Source organism: Pantoea jilinensis (assembly GCF_019104105.1).
Taxonomy (GTDB): domain Bacteria; phylum Pseudomonadota; class Gammaproteobacteria; order Enterobacterales; family Enterobacteriaceae; genus Pantoea; species Pantoea eucalypti.
Map to the genome: position 1 here is coordinate 220,464 of NZ_CP077746.1, position 13,579 is coordinate 234,042.

General features: G+C 57.0%; 13 protein-coding genes. 6 read left to right on the forward strand and 7 right to left on the reverse strand.

Translation table 11 applies throughout. The features are described from left to right. Window positions 1-12: 12 nt before the first annotated feature. Window positions 13-912, reverse strand: coding sequence for a LysR family transcriptional regulator (locus tag KTJ90_RS01025; protein ID WP_008926352.1), 900 nt, complete (start codon window positions 910-912; stop codon window positions 13-15). Window positions 913-1,027: 115 nt separating this feature from the next. Here KTJ90_RS01025 and KTJ90_RS01030 point away from each other — a divergent pair, with 115 nt between their 5' ends. Beyond that, the gene (locus KTJ90_RS01030) at window positions 1,028-1,786 is read left to right on the forward strand and encodes an SDR family NAD(P)-dependent oxidoreductase (RefSeq protein ID WP_008926351.1); all 759 of its coding nucleotides are present in this window, start codon (window positions 1,028-1,030) and stop codon (window positions 1,784-1,786) included. Window positions 1,787-1,825: 39 nt separating this feature from the next. Here the strand turns inward: KTJ90_RS01030 and KTJ90_RS01035 are convergent, their stop codons facing one another. Then, window positions 1,826-2,674, reverse strand: coding sequence for a PhzF family phenazine biosynthesis protein (locus KTJ90_RS01035; protein ID WP_008926350.1), 849 nt, complete (start codon window positions 2,672-2,674; stop codon window positions 1,826-1,828). Between the two features lie 106 nt (window positions 2,675-2,780). Here KTJ90_RS01035 and KTJ90_RS01040 point away from each other — a divergent pair, with 106 nt between their 5' ends. After that, entirely contained in the window at window positions 2,781-3,404 is a 624-nt protein-coding gene (locus KTJ90_RS01040; RefSeq protein ID WP_003852022.1) for a glutathione S-transferase family protein, read from the forward strand. On the opposite strand, the gene KTJ90_RS01045 is transcribed toward KTJ90_RS01040, so the two are convergent. Continuing rightward, the gene (locus tag KTJ90_RS01045) at window positions 3,371-4,858 is read right to left on the reverse strand and encodes an aminotransferase-like domain-containing protein (RefSeq protein ID WP_078805091.1); all 1,488 of its coding nucleotides are present in this window, start codon (window positions 4,856-4,858) and stop codon (window positions 3,371-3,373) included. The two genes, KTJ90_RS01040 and KTJ90_RS01045, sit on opposite strands and share 34 nt — an antisense overlap. Window positions 4,859-4,992: 134 nt before the next feature. Between KTJ90_RS01045 and KTJ90_RS01050 the strand changes: the two genes are divergently transcribed. Next, complete coding sequence (locus KTJ90_RS01050) at window positions 4,993-5,580, forward strand: LysE family translocator (protein ID WP_003852024.1); 588 nt, start codon at window positions 4,993-4,995, stop codon at window positions 5,578-5,580. Here the strand turns inward: KTJ90_RS01050 and KTJ90_RS01055 are convergent. The 3 genes from KTJ90_RS01055 to KTJ90_RS01065 form a co-directional block, all read right to left on the reverse strand. After that, entirely contained in the window at window positions 5,577-7,961 is a 2,385-nt protein-coding gene (locus KTJ90_RS01055; protein ID WP_003852026.1) for a phosphoketolase family protein, read from the reverse strand. The genes KTJ90_RS01050 and KTJ90_RS01055 overlap by 4 nt on opposite strands. Before the next feature lie 126 nt (window positions 7,962-8,087). Next, a complete protein-coding gene (mqo, locus tag KTJ90_RS01060; protein ID WP_003852028.1) occupies window positions 8,088-9,701 on the reverse strand; it encodes a malate dehydrogenase (quinone) in 1,614 nt (537 codons plus the stop codon). Between the two features lie 511 nt (window positions 9,702-10,212). Beyond that, the gene (locus KTJ90_RS01065; protein WP_008926347.1) at window positions 10,213-10,668 is read right to left on the reverse strand and encodes a carboxymuconolactone decarboxylase family protein; all 456 of its coding nucleotides are present in this window, start codon (window positions 10,666-10,668) and stop codon (window positions 10,213-10,215) included. A 57-nt stretch (window positions 10,669-10,725) separates the two neighbouring features. Between KTJ90_RS01065 and pdxR the strand changes: the two genes are divergently transcribed. Beyond that, window positions 10,726-12,168: a MocR-like pyridoxine biosynthesis transcription factor PdxR gene (gene pdxR, locus KTJ90_RS01070; protein ID WP_485523570.1), complete on the forward strand. Its 1,443-nt coding sequence runs from the start codon at window positions 10,726-10,728 to the stop codon at window positions 12,166-12,168. On the opposite strand, the gene KTJ90_RS01075 is transcribed toward pdxR, so the two are convergent. Next, window positions 12,158-12,400: a DUF1158 domain-containing protein gene (locus tag KTJ90_RS01075; protein ID WP_078805093.1), complete on the reverse strand. Its 243-nt coding sequence runs from the start codon at window positions 12,398-12,400 to the stop codon at window positions 12,158-12,160. The genes pdxR and KTJ90_RS01075 overlap by 11 nt on opposite strands. A gap of 316 nt (window positions 12,401-12,716) precedes the next feature. Between KTJ90_RS01075 and mntP the strand changes: the two genes are divergently transcribed. Continuing rightward, a complete protein-coding gene (gene mntP / locus KTJ90_RS01080; protein WP_003852038.1) occupies window positions 12,717-13,292 on the forward strand; it encodes a manganese efflux pump MntP in 576 nt (191 codons plus the stop codon). A gap of 117 nt (window positions 13,293-13,409) precedes the next feature. Then, window positions 13,410-13,487, forward strand: a complete 78-nt coding sequence (azuC, locus tag KTJ90_RS01085) for a stress response protein AzuC (protein ID WP_123809971.1) — start codon at window positions 13,410-13,412, stop codon at window positions 13,485-13,487. Window positions 13,488-13,579: the final 92 nt, after the last annotated feature.

Below are 13,579 nucleotides of genomic sequence, written 5' to 3' on the forward strand. Positions count from 1 at the left end.
AAGTATAGCCGCTCAGGTGACGTACTCCTGTAACACCTGACTCAGCCACTCCATAAATACCCGCACGCGACGTGCCACATTGCGCCGGTGCGGATAGAGCAGATGGATCGGCATCGGCCTGGCGGGAAAGCGGTGCAGCACTTCCACCAGCTCACCCCTTTCCAGCAATGTCTGAATGCCGGCGGCAGGCACCTGAATAATCCCTAAGCCCGCCAGGCAGGCGGCGCGATAGGTTTCGGTGCTGTTCACCGTCACCACGCCGCCGGTATGAACGTAATGGCACTGCCTGCCATCAAAATATTCAAATCCGGGTGATGCCTGACCGAGCTGCTGGCTGTAATGCACCATCGCATGCTGCGACAGCTCTTCCAGCCGGATGGGCATCCCGAACCGCGAAAGGTAGCCAGGGCTGGCGCAGTTAATCAAGGTATGGGTACCAATTTTTCGCGCAATCAGCCCCGAATCTTTGAGTTCGCCAACCCGAAGGACACAATCAAACCCTTCGCGGATCACATCCACCTGACGATCGCTGCTACTCAGCTCAATCTCTATGCCGGGATAGTGCTGCAAAAATTCGGGCAGCCGTGGCAGGATAAAACCGGTGGCCATCGCCACCGACATATCCACCCGGAGTTTACCGCTGAGCGAGGCGGGTTCGTGCTGAAACAGGCTGTCCATATCGTCAATCATCGACAATAAATCCAGACAGCGATCGTAATAGACTAATCCATCCTGGGTGAGTTGCACCCGGCGCGTGGTGCGATGCAGCAAACGTGTTGCCATTTGATTCTCCAGCGCCTGAATCTGTCGCGATACGCTGCCTTTTGGTACGCCTAAACTCTCTGCGGCGCGGGTAAAACTGCCCATTTCGGCCACCCGCACAAACACCTGCATTGCGTGAATTTTGTCCATGTTGTTCACCGATTGTTGTTTTTATTGAAACAGTGATGCGCGTTTAACCCTGTTTATAGATCAATAATTCGCGAATATCCTTAACCCGTGTTCAATTTTTCAACAGGTGTGAGCGATGAATCAGAAAGTGGCGTTAATTACCGGTGGAAACCGTGGGTTAGGCCGGAATGGAGCCTTAAAACTGGCTGCCAGAGGCACCGATATCATTCTGACGTACCGCAGCCATGCCGATGAGGCGCAGGCGGTCGTAAAGGAAATTGCGGCGATGGGGAGGCGCGCCGTGGCGCTGGCGCTGGATGTCGGCGAAACCGGTCAGTTCGACCGCTTTGTTGGAGAGGTGAAACAGGCACTGCAGCAGCAATGGCAACGGGAGCGATTTGACTATTTAGTGAACAACGCGGGTCATGGACACTACAAGCCGTTTACCGACACCACCGAGGCGGAATTTGATGCGCTGGTCAATGTGCATTTTAAAGGGCCTTACTTTCTCACTCAGAAGCTGCTGCCGCTGATCAATGACGGTGGCCGCATCCTGAACATCTCCAGCGGGCTGACCCGACTGGTCTACCCTGGCTCCTCGACCTATGCGTCGATGAAAGGGGCGATGGAAGTCCTGACGCGCTATCAGGCGAAAGAGCTGGGCGAACGGCGCATTCGCGTCAATATTCTGGCACCTGGCGCGATAGAGACTGACTTTGGTGGTGGCCGGGTGCGTGATACCCGCGAGATTAACGATCAGATTGCCGGACTGACGGCGCTGGGTCGGGTCGGACTGCCGGATGATATCGGCGACGCCATCAGCGCGATCCTCAGTGACGAAACCGGCTGGATCACCGCGCAGCGGATTGAGGCTTCAGGCGGGCAGGGGATTTAACCGCGGGCGGCGTCGTTGAAAACACGACGCCGCCGTCTTTCACAGTGTAATGGTGCCATCGATGACGGTAACCGTATTGCCGCCAATCCAGATGGTCTCACCAGCGAAAGATACGTTCACCCGGCCTGCACGCTGCAGGGCCGTTCCCTGGCGAACGCGATAGGCGGTGGTATGGCCTGCGGCTGCGAAGTAACGCGCCAGACAGGCGTTGGCGCTGCCGGTCACCGGATCCTCGGTCAGGCTGCCATTTTCTACCAGCAGGCCACGCACTTCATACTGCTCAGGCTCGCCCTCAGGCAACCGGCCAAACGGCATCACTCCCGAAACACCCGCATGCTTAACCAGACGCTGCAAATCGCTGACATTGGGCTGCAGCGCCAGCACAGCGTCGGCACTGACCATCGGTACCAGCAGCCAGCGAATCCCCATATCGACCACCGTCGGGCTTTGCGTCAGATCGAACGCGTCGCTGTTTAAAGCGTTCCCCATCAGCGCATCCTGCCACGGCATCAGGGTGGCCGCCGGCGCGGCAAATGCCAGTTCGCCCGCCTCACCTATCTTCACCGTCACGTTTCCGACGCCACACTCCTGCACGATTTCACCCGGCGTTCGGGTAGGCCAGCCCGCCTCCAGCAGCGCATGTGCGGTGCCCAGCGTCGGATGACCGGCAAACGGCAGTTCGCCTTCAACGGTAAAAATACGCACCCGATAATCCGCCTCTTCGTGCTGCGGCGGCAGCACAAAGGTAGTTTCCGACAGGTTCGTCCAGCGGGCAATTGCCGCCAGCTGGCTGTCGTTTAGCCCCTGAGCATCCATGATCACCGCCAGCGGATTGCCATTAAAGGCGGATGAGGTAAACACATCGACTTGCTTAAACGCGACCTTCATTGTGACTCCTTGCTCTGGGTTCAGTGTGGCCTTTTCTCTGCCGGATGATTGCTTATAACAGCTAACAGCGTTATCAATAAGTTAAAGATTTTACCGGAGACTCTGAATGCTAACGATCCTGGGACGCGCCTCCTCAATCAACGTGCGCAAAGTACTATGGCTGTGTGACGAACTTGACCTTGATTTTGAGCGCGAAGAGTGGGGCGATGGCTTCCGCTCAACCCACCTACCCGAATTCATGGCACTGAATCCCAATGCGATGGTGCCGGTTCTGAAAGATGATGACTTTGTGTTGTGGGAATCCAATACCATTCTGCGCTATCTGGCGAACGCCTATGGCGGCGAGTGGCTCTATCCTCATGATCCGCAAACGCGAGCGCCTGTCGATCAGTGGATAGACTGGCAAGCTACCGAACTCAACACCTCATGGCGCTACGCATTTATGTCGCTGGTGCGAAACTCCCCGGCTCATCAGGATCCGCGTCTGCTGGCTGCGGCCAGTAAAGGCTGGGCGCACACCATGAGCATTCTCAATCAGCAGCTGGAAAAAACCGGCCGCTATGTTGCCGGACGTAATTTCACGCTGGCAGACATTCCGATTGGCCTGGCGGTGAACCGCTGGTTTGAGACCCCGCTCGACCATCCCGATTACCCTGCGGTGCGGACTTATTACGAGCGCCTGACTGAACGTCGCGGCTATACCGTCTGGGGCCGCAACGGTACACCCTGAGCCTCACCGCACGGTATTCCTGCCAGCTCACAGGCGATTTCGCCTGCACGCTGAATCGCCCGGCTGTAGCGCGCATCAAACGGATAGCAGCAGGAGAGTCGCAGCGCATGGTTGTAGCGCTCGCTCAGTGAGTAGAGTGCGCCAGGCGTAACGCAAATTTGCTCCTGCAGCAGCCGATCAAACATCTCGGTGGTATTCACGCCGCCCGGTAGCTCAACCCAGAAAACGAAGCCACCGCGCGGCAGTGTTGCGCGCGTGCCTTCCGGGAAGTAGCGGGCGATAAGACCCCGCGCCTCATCCAGATTAGCTGCATAGCGACGGCGCAGCGTGCGCAGATGGTGGTCGTAACCGCCGGAAGCCAGAAACTCCGCCAGCGTTTCGGAGAGCAGGGCAGATTCAGCCATTGAGGAGACGGCTTTCAGTCGGGCAATCGCATCATGAAAACGGCCTGCGGCGGTCCAGCCAATACGAAAATCGGGTGCCACGGTTTTAGTGAAACTGGTGCAGTAGATCACCCAGCCATCGCGATCAAAGGCTTTCACGGCGGGTGAGAGCGGCCAGTCGAACTGCAACTCGTCATACAGCCCATCTTCTATCAGCGGAACGTGGTAAGTGTTCACTAACTTTGCCAGCCGTTTCTTATTCTCCAGCGACATACCGCAGCCCAGCGGGTTCTGCGCGCTCGGCATCGCAATCAGCGCCTTGATACGCTGCTCCTGCAGCAGCATCTCCAGTGCATCCAGCGAGAGCCCGTGCTGTGGGTCAGTGGGGATTTCCAGTGCTTTCAGACCGAGCGAGGCCAGAAGCGGAAAGAGGAAAAAGTAGGTCGGCGACTCCAGTCCGACGCAGTCGCCGGGCTGCGTGACTGCTCTGAGCGCCAGCTGAAGCGCCTCCATGCAGCCGTGGGTCAGGGTGATCTCATCGGCGGTAATTGTCTGTCCGGCGTGCAGCGCCCGTCGCGCTATCTCCTCCCGTAAGCGCTCACTACCGGGCGGAAGCGCATAGCGACCGATCATGTTGGGATCACGACGCAACAATGAGGCGGTAATCCGGGCGATGCGTGCCGCAGGAAACAGCTCACTGTCCTGCGGGCAGGCCAGCGAAATATTGGTGTAGTCGGGATGATTCTGCGCCGCAAACACCTTATCGATCAGGTCGAGTTTACCGCTGCTGGGATCGCGTACCCGGGTCTTATGCTGACCGTGGCGGGTGACGGCGGGCAACACGCCGCGCACGTAATAGCCCGACTGCGGACGCGCCTCAATCAGCCCGCGATCTTCCAGCATCTGCCAGGCATTCAGCACGGTATTGACGCTGACCTGATGTGACTGCGCAACACGGCGGATCGCCGGCAGGCGTTTACCGGGTTTCAGCGTTCCCTGATGGATGGCTTCAGCGAAGCTCTCTGCCAGCTGCTGATAGAGGGGTTGTTCGGTCGTGGGAGCAAGGGACACAATAGCCTCCGGCCTGAATGGGTACAATTTCTGTTAACGATAACTGTAACCATAACAATAGTGATTTTGTGTCCCTGTTACCATCTTAATTCCCGCCTTAGCATAGAACTCTGTCTACCTTCAGGAGAGTCACCATGCTTGATCCCTCTTTCTTCAGTTACGTTACCGTGATGTCAATTACGCCAGGCCCGAACAATCTGCTGCTGGCGACCTCCGGGGTCAATTTTGGCATGCGGCGCACTCTGCCAATGGTGTTCGGTATTCTGGTGGGCTGTGCGGTGCAGACGGTGATTGCCGGGATGGCGCTGGAGGTGTTATTGCACTGGATGGCGGCGATTCGCCTGCCGCTGACGCTGGCAGGCTGTACTTATCTGATGTGGTTATCCTGGAAAATTTTTCGCGCTGCCGCACCCGAAGCGCGCACCCGTCCTCAGCCAATGACGATAGTGGGCGGCGCCTGCTTCCAGGCGATCAATCCCAAGGCCTGGCTGATGGCCACCAACGTCGCGCTGCTCTATAGCGGCAGCAGCGGCGTCCTGACGGTGATGATCGGCTTTATGCTGCTCAATCTGCCCTGCATCCTGATCTGGGCAGCACTGGGCGATCGCCTGCGCAGCCATCTGCAGATTGCCTGGAAGCGCCAGCTGTTTAACAGCCTGATGGCGCTGTCGCTGGTGGCGACCACCGTCTGGATGCTGACCGACGCGCTGCTGGCCGCTTAATCGGGCACACCCGGTGCAGTGGCCGACGGCCATTTCCAGTTCTGCACCTCCGGCAAATCTTCGCCATGCTCACGGACATAGCGATGATGTTCCGCCAGACGCTGCTGTAAATCCTCCAGCAGCTCAGGATGCGCGTCGGCCAGGCCCGGCACGCGCAGAATCGCCTCCTGCGCCAGATGATAGCGGTCAAGCTCGTTCAGTACCGTCATATCAAATGGCGTGGTGGTGGTTCCCTCTTCGTTAAAGCCGCGCACATGGAAGTTGCGGTGGTTGGTTCGGGAATAGGTCAGGCGATGTATCAGCGTCGGATAGCCGTGGAAAGCAAAAATCACCGGTTTATCCTGGGTAAACAGCGCGTCGAACTCCGCATCAGATTTGCCATGCGGATGCTGATCTTCCGGCTGCAGTGCCAGCAGATCGACCACGTTCACCACGCGGATGCGCAGTTCAGGCAGCATCTCACGCAGCAGATCGACCGCCGCCATCGTCTCCATAGTTGGGACATCACCGGCGCAGGCCATCACCACATCTGGCTGGTCATGTGCCGGCGTGGTGCCCGCCCAGCGCCACTCGCCCATACCCGCTTCACAATGGGTCACGGCACTGGCCATATCCAGCCACTGCGGCGCAGGCTGTTTGCCCGCCACAATCACATTGATGCGGTCCCAGGTGCGCAGGCAGTGATCGCCCACCCAAAGCAGCGTATTGGCATCGGGCGGCAGATAGATGCGCACGATGTCTGCTTTCTTGTTGGCAACATGATCGATAAAGCCCGGATCCTGATGACTGTAGCCATTGTGGTCCTGACGCCAGACGTGCGAAGAGAGCAGGTAATTCAGCGACGAAATCGGTTTACGCCAGCCCAGCTTGCGCGTCACTTTCAGCCACTTAGCGTGCTGGTTAAACATCGAATCGACGATGTGAATAAAAGCTTCATAGCAGTTGAACAGTCCGTGGCGGCCGGTCAGCAGATAGCCTTCAAGCCAGCCCTGACACTGATGCTCACTGAGGATTTCCATCACCCGGCCATCCCGCGCCAGCTGCTCATCGTACGGCTCTATTCGTTCCAGCCAGGTGCGGCTGGTCACGTCAAAGACCGGCGTCAGGCGGTTAGAGGCCGTTTCATCCGGGCCAAACAGGCGGAAATTATCGCGGTTACGCTGGAACAACACGCTGAGATAGCGCCCCAGATGCTCTGTGGCCTGCGCTATCTCTGTGCCTGGCTCGCTGATATCGCAGGCAAACTCCGCGATGTCAGGTGCATCCAGCTCACGGCGCAGCAGGCCGCCATTGGCATATGGCGAAGCCCCCATGCGTTTATCGCCTTCCGGTGCCAGCGCCTGCAGTTCCGGCTTCAGGCGACCCTGTTCATCAAACAGATCGTCGGGCTGATAGCTCCGCATCCACGTTTCAAGGATCTGGCGATGACCTTCATCTTCACGACAGGCCGCGACCGGCACCTGATGCGCCCGCCAGAAATCCTCCACTTTCTTGCCGTCGACCGTTTCAGGGCCGGTCCAGCCTTTGGGGCTACGCAGGATAATCATCGGCCAGCGCGGCACGTCGTTGCTGGCGTTGCCGCTGCGCGCCTCACGCTGATACGCAGCGATCTTACTGAAGGCGGTATCCAGCGTCTCCGCCATCAGCGGATGCATTTTTACCGGTTCATGCCCGCAGACAAACAGCGGCTCATAGCCGTAGCCGCTGAATAGCTGGTGCAGATCCTCATCGCTGCTGCGGCCCAGTAGCGTCGGGTTAGCAATCTTGTAGCCGTTAAGATGCAGAATCGGCAGCACTGCGCCGTCACGTTCAGGATTGAGGAATTTGATGCCGTGCCAGCTGGAGGCCAGCGGCCCGGTCTCCGCTTCGCCGTCGCCAATCACGCACGGCACCACCAGATCGGGATTATCGAAGGCCGCACCAAAGGCATGAGAGAGCGAATAGCCCAGCTCGCCGCCTTCATTAATTGAGCCCGGCGTTTCCGGTGCCGCGTGGCTGGGAATGCCGCCAGGGAAGGAGAACTGTTTAAACAGGCGCTGCATACCCGCCGCATCCTGCGAGATGTGCGGATAAATCTCACTATAGCTGCCCTCCAGCCAGGTATTCGCCACCATGCCGGGACCGCCGTGGCCTGGCCCGCAGATATAGATCATATCCAGGTTCTGTTTGCGGATAACACGGTTGAGGTGGGCATAGATAAAATTCAGACCTGGCGTGGTGCCCCAGTGACCCAGCAGACGCGGTTTAATATGTTCCGGCCTGAGTGGCTCGCGCAACAGCGGGTTATCCATCAGGTAAATCTGTCCAACGGAGAGATAGTTCGCTGCCCGCCAGTAGCGGTCGAGCAGGGTAAATTCGGGTGACGCAGGGGAGTAAGACATGCGGGTTCCTCCTGATCGTTCGGCTAAAAGATGCCTTAACCCTAATAGAGAATCCTCAGGACGACCAGGCAACCGCCCAATAAAAAAGGCCCCGCTATGCGGAGCCTTTTTATCAACGGCACTGTATTACTTGCCGACGACGAACGCGGTTTCCCGTCCTTCATCGTTGGCCGCCATCGGCGTAACCGGCGAATAGTCGAGCTGCAGAACACGACTGGTCTCGGCTAACACTTTTTCTGTCAGCGCCACGTCGCCATTAAGCTTACGTCCCCAGGAGGGGACCACCGCACGGATTTTGTTCTGCCATTCCGGTGAAGCCATTTGCTCAGGACAGACCTTGTGCAGCAGCTCCAGCATGATGGGTGCCGCCGTTGAGGCGCCTGGCGAGGCACCTAGCAGAGCGGAAATCGTACCATCCTGCGAGGCGACCACTTCGGTGCCCAGACGCAACACGGCGCCCTCTTTCTCATCTTTCTTGATGATCTGCACACGCTGACCCGCTGTGACAAGGCGCCAGTCTTCCTGCTTCGCCTGCGGCACATAAGCACGCAGCGCCTCCATCCGGTCGCTGTCGCTTTGCAATACCTGATCCATCAGGTATTTCACCAGATCGAAGCTTTTCAGCCCCACTTTGACCATTGGCAACATATTGCTGCTGTTCAGGGACGTGAACATATCCATCAACGAACCCTGTTTCAGGAACCGGGTCGAGAAAGTGGCGAACGGGCCAAATAGCAGCACCTGCTTGCCATCCAGCACGCGGGTGTCAACGTGCGGCACGGACATCGGCGGCGCACCGACGCTGGCTTTGCCGTAAACCTTAGCCATGTGTTGCGCGACGACCTGCGGGTTTTCCGTGACCAGGAATGAACCGCCCACCGGGAAACCGGCGTAACCATTCGCTTCCGGGATACCGGCTTTCTGCAGCAGCGGTAACGCCGCGCCACCCGCACCAATAAAGATTTTGCTCGCCGTCAGCGTGCGACGCGTGCCGCTGTTCAGACACTGCAGCGTCACCTGCCAGCGACCATCGGCAAGCTTTTTGAGATCCCGCACTTCCTGACGCAGACGCAGCTGGAAATTCGCTTTCTTCTCTAACGAGGCAATCAGCTGACGGGTGATCTCACCGAAGTTCACATCGGTGCCCATCTCTGTCCAGGTCGCGGCCACTTTCTGGCGACGGTCACGGCCATTCATTACCAGCGGGATCCAGCGGGCAATCTGCTGCGGATCTTCGGAGTAGGCCATGCCGCGGAACAGAGTGCTTTTCTGCAACGCTTTGAAGCGCTTGCGCAGGAAGTCGACATTGTCGTCGCCCCAGACAAAGCTCATGTGCGGCGTGCTATGAATAAAGCTTTTGGGATTGCGCAGGTTGCCTTTCTGAACCTGATAAGCCCAGAACTGGCGGGAAATCTGAAACGATTCGTTGATCGTTATCGCTTTAGAGATGTCGATGCTGCCATCCGCCTGCTGAGGCGTATAGTTCAGCTCCGCCAGCGCCGCATGACCGGTGCCCGCGTTATTCCAGCCGTTGGAGGATTCTTCGGCCACGCTATCGAGCCGCTCCACCATTTCGATGGACCAGTCCGGCTCTAAATCCTGCAGCCATGCACCGAGGGTAGCGCTCATCACACCAGCACCAATCAGCAGCACGTCAACGTCTTTGCGCTCCTGCGCAGTAGTGGTGTCCTTTGCCATGGCACTCATCGCGAGCGCAAGGTTTACAGCTGAATTGCTCATGAGGCGACATCTCCTCTTCTGTTGACCTGAAGCCCAACAGTTTCGCAGGCGAAATAGTCACGCTTCTTACGAGCGCGTTGCGCTATTTCTCAAAGGTTAAGTCTCAGGTATAGGGTTAAAGCGGTGATAACGCGTTAACTGAACGTTATGCTTAGTCATCCGAATATAACATTCTCGCATCTGAATTAAACATTAGTTTATTTTTTAAATGCAGAAATGATTCAGCATAAGAATTAATCATCACGATGCGCGGCGTATTAGTGATTTTTTAGAGTGAAGTCAGTGAGTTAACTAAAAAAGGATGTTGCGGAAAAGCCCCATGCTGGTGCAGTGCCGGAAAGGATGTGAACAGTGCGGAATTATTTAATTAGCTGAAATTTAGCGATTTATTGCGCAGTAAGGAATAACAGGAATCAGGATGGCAGGGCCTTAACAGCCGCTTGTGTAAAAATAATGTTACATTTTTGTGAGTGTGAAAATGCGTGCGCATCGGCCCACGCATCGGATTCACCTATGACTGATTCGCGCTGGCAGGCAGCTTTTTCAGACTTATCGCCATGCGGTTATAGGTGTTCATCAGGCCAATCGCGATGTTCAAATCGACAATCTCTTTCTCACTGAACTCGGCTGTCAGTGCCGCATAGCAGGCGTCTGGCGCACCCTGCTGAGCAATCAGCGTCAGGCATTCAGCCCAGTGGAGAGCGGCCTTCTCTTTCTCACTGAACAGCGTCCCCGATTCATGCCAGACCGGGGTCAGCACGATCTTATCCCAGCTCATACCCGATTTATTCAGCGCTTTAGTATGCATATCAATGCAGTAGGCGCAGCCGTTAATCTGGGAAATGCGCAGGAACAGCAGTTCCAGTAAAGTGAGTGGCAGATCGGTTTGTGCCAGATAACTGTATACGCCGCCCAGCGCTTTCATGCCTGCCGGTGCTGCAAGGTGAAAATCGATACGTTCGCTCATCTTATTGCCTCCTGGGATTGATGAGGTGATTTTCGGCCTTTCAATGGAGCAGATAAAGTGCCAAAAAATGAGAGTCTGACTGGCCCATCGCCGCTTTCTACGCTGACACTGCAACGCGGTGCATCACGGGGGCTCAGCGAGCAGCTGCGACTGCTGATTGAACAGGCGATTAGTGAAGGGCGTTTACAGCCTGGTACGCGTTTACCTTCCTGCCGCGATCTGGCGGCGCAGCTCGGCGTGGCACGTGGCACCGTGCGTGCCAGCTATGACATGCTGGTTGATGGACAGTTTCTGCAGGCCAGAGGCGCAGCAGGTACCTTCGTCAGTCCATTACCACCGTTAAAACCGGCCGGCAATGATGCCAACTGCAAGTCACTCCATCCTGATGGAATTGAAGAGTATGAAGCGCCACCGCTGACCTTTCAGATGGGCATTCCGGCCAGCGATGCGTTTCCGGCAAAAGTCTGGCTGCGCATCCTGCAGCGTCAGACGCGCATGCAGGTCAGCAGACCGGCGAGTTATCCCGATCCACGCGGCAGCTTAGCGCTGCGTCAGGCGCTGGTGGCCTACCTCGCGGTGGCACGCGGCCTGCGCTGTCAGGCGGATCAGATCATTATCACCAGCGGTTATGCGGGCGCGATGGGCCTGATTGGGCTGGCGATGAATTTTCAGGGCAAAAAGGCCTGGCTGGAGGACCCCGGATTCTGGGTGGCACGTCGCGCGGTTGAAGCGCTACACGTCACGCCGGTTGCCGTGCCGGTTGATGCCGAAGGGTTGCAGGTTCAGGCCGGGATTGCCCGCGCGCCGGATGCCGCTTTCGCGCTGGTCACACCGGGACAGCAGGCGCCGCTGGGCATGACCATGAGCCTGGTACGCCGTCATGAATTGCTGAACTGGGCCAGCCGGGAGCAGCGCTGGATTATCGAAGATGATTATCTCGGCGAGCTTCAGCCCGGTAATCGCGCGGCCCCTGCACTCGCCGCGCTCGACAGTGAAGGGCGGGTGCTGCACATCGGCACCTTCAGCAAGACGCTGACGCCGCAACTGCGGCTCGGTTTTATGGTGGTTCCGCCGGCGCTGACGGCGCGCTTCGGTGAGGTCTGCGCGTTGCTTTCGCCTGCATCCTCAGGATTGTTACACAACGCGGTGGCGGAGTTTCTGCGGGACGGACACTTTATGCGGCATCTGCGGCGCATGAAGCGCGTTTATCATGAGCGACTGGAGCAGATGGTTGCGGCGCTCCATCCTTACTTTCCCGACCTGCAACGCACCGGGCTGGCGGTGATTGTCCGCTTACCCGCCGGTACTCCGGATGAGGCCATTGCGCAGCAGGCGGTGGAGTGGGGCATGGCCCCCTCGCCGCTGTCGGTCTGGTATCAGCAGGCCGGGCAGCGCGGTGCGGGTCTGGTACTGGGTGCGGCACATCTGCCGCGTGAAGGTTACGCGCGCAGCGCTGAACGGCTAAAAGCGCTGGTCGATGCGCAGGCGGTCAGCCCCTGAACCAGCGACGCCAGACAAAGCGGATAACAAAAAACTCTATGGCGCCCAGTAGCAAAAACCAGACGCAAAACACCACTGTGTAGAGCTGATTCAGATCCTGTAAATGGAACATCTGCAACAGATGCTGCGCCACCGTCACGCTAAAAGCGGGCGCGGGCAGCAGCAGCGCCGAGAGAAAGCCCAGCAGCAAAATGCCACCAGGCACAACCAACGTTTCAAAAGGGTTATTCATAACCGGTATCCCATATTTATCAGCCCGGCATTTTCCGGTAATCGTCGACAGGGTTCAATGGTGGTGTGCGGCAATACGCCCACATGGCGTAGTGCAGGGCAGGGAAAACGGCCAGAAAATGCTTTGCCACCATCGACTTAGCGCCATTCATAGCGAATGATAAGAGTTATAGCCTTTGCTATACTTAAATCCCTGATTTTACTGTCTTTTTATCTTGAGGTTTGCGTGGTAGACTGCGCCCACTTTTTCATAACTGAACACTTTGTGTGGTGAATTCAGCGTGAATTGCCGCTTTTTCGCCCCAGGTGAATAAATCATGACCTTTATTGCCACTTTAATTCTTGCGCTGGGTATGTCGATGGACGCGTTTGCCGCTGCGCTGGGCAAAGGTGCCACATTGCATCGTCCTGGTTTTAAAGAAGCGCTGCGTACCGGTCTGATCTTCGGCTCTATTGAAGCGCTGACCCCACTGATTGGCTGGGCACTTGGTCTGGCGGCCAGTCGTTACATCATGGCGTGGGATCACTGGGTTGCCTTCACCCTGCTGGCCTTTCTGGGTGGCCGTATGATGATGGAAGGTTTTCGTCAGACAGCCGTCGCAGAACCTTGTGAAGCCCCGCAAAGTCATGGCTTTATGGTCCTGGCGACCACTGCCGTCGCGACCAGCCTGGATGCACTGGCGGTCGGCGTTGGTCTGGCCTTTTTACAGGTGAATATCATCACCACCGCGCTGACCATTGGTGCCGCCACCACAGTGATGGCGACGACCGGCGTATTAGTCGGACGCTTTATCGGTCCGGTACTGGGCAAATGGGCGGAAGTACTGGGTGGCGTGGTGTTAATCGCCGTCGGCTCCACCATTCTGTTGCAGCATCTTGGCTACACCGCCTAGGGCCTTTGCACATAAAAGCGGTATTTTTGTGATCTGCTTCAAATTTATTTGCTGTTAAAACGCACAGCGGCTATACTTTTTCAGTATATGTTCAACTAAATTTGAATCAGGCATTTTATGAAACGCATCATTAAACACGTGTTCCGCGCTTATGTTGAGACGTTCAAACACGTACCGCCGGGTGCCATGTACTAAGCACCCCGCAAGAAACCCTCGATAATCGCGGTCAGGGATCGACCTGTGATTATCACCTTTTGCTTTTGCTTTCTTCTGAGTAAACCCGCGTT

What these genes read in the sequence shown, in the direction of transcription:
- KTJ90_RS01025 (WP_008926352.1), bottom strand. Translation starts at nt 912, where the DNA reads ATGGACAAAATTCACGCAATGCAGGTGTTTGTGCGGGTGGCCGAAATG.
- KTJ90_RS01030 (WP_008926351.1), top strand. Translation starts at nt 1,028, where the DNA reads ATGAATCAGAAAGTGGCGTTAATTACCGGTGGAAACCGTGGGTTAGGC.
- KTJ90_RS01035 (WP_008926350.1), bottom strand. Translation starts at nt 2,674, where the DNA reads ATGAAGGTCGCGTTTAAGCAAGTCGATGTGTTTACCTCATCCGCCTTT.
- KTJ90_RS01040 (WP_003852022.1), top strand. Translation starts at nt 2,781, where the DNA reads ATGCTAACGATCCTGGGACGCGCCTCCTCAATCAACGTGCGCAAAGTA.
- KTJ90_RS01050 (WP_003852024.1), top strand. Translation starts at nt 4,993, where the DNA reads ATGCTTGATCCCTCTTTCTTCAGTTACGTTACCGTGATGTCAATTACG.
- KTJ90_RS01055 (WP_003852026.1), bottom strand. Translation starts at nt 7,961, where the DNA reads ATGTCTTACTCCCCTGCGTCACCCGAATTTACCCTGCTCGACCGCTAC.
- mqo (WP_003852028.1), bottom strand. Translation starts at nt 9,701, where the DNA reads ATGAGCAATTCAGCTGTAAACCTTGCGCTCGCGATGAGTGCCATGGCA.
- KTJ90_RS01065 (WP_008926347.1), bottom strand. Translation starts at nt 10,668, where the DNA reads ATGAGCGAACGTATCGATTTTCACCTTGCAGCACCGGCAGGCATGAAA.
- KTJ90_RS01075 (WP_078805093.1), bottom strand. Translation starts at nt 12,400, where the DNA reads ATGAATAACCCTTTTGAAACGTTGGTTGTGCCTGGTGGCATTTTGCTG.
- mntP (WP_003852038.1), top strand. Translation starts at nt 12,717, where the DNA reads ATGACCTTTATTGCCACTTTAATTCTTGCGCTGGGTATGTCGATGGAC.
- azuC (WP_123809971.1), top strand. Translation starts at nt 13,410, where the DNA reads ATGAAACGCATCATTAAACACGTGTTCCGCGCTTATGTTGAGACGTTC.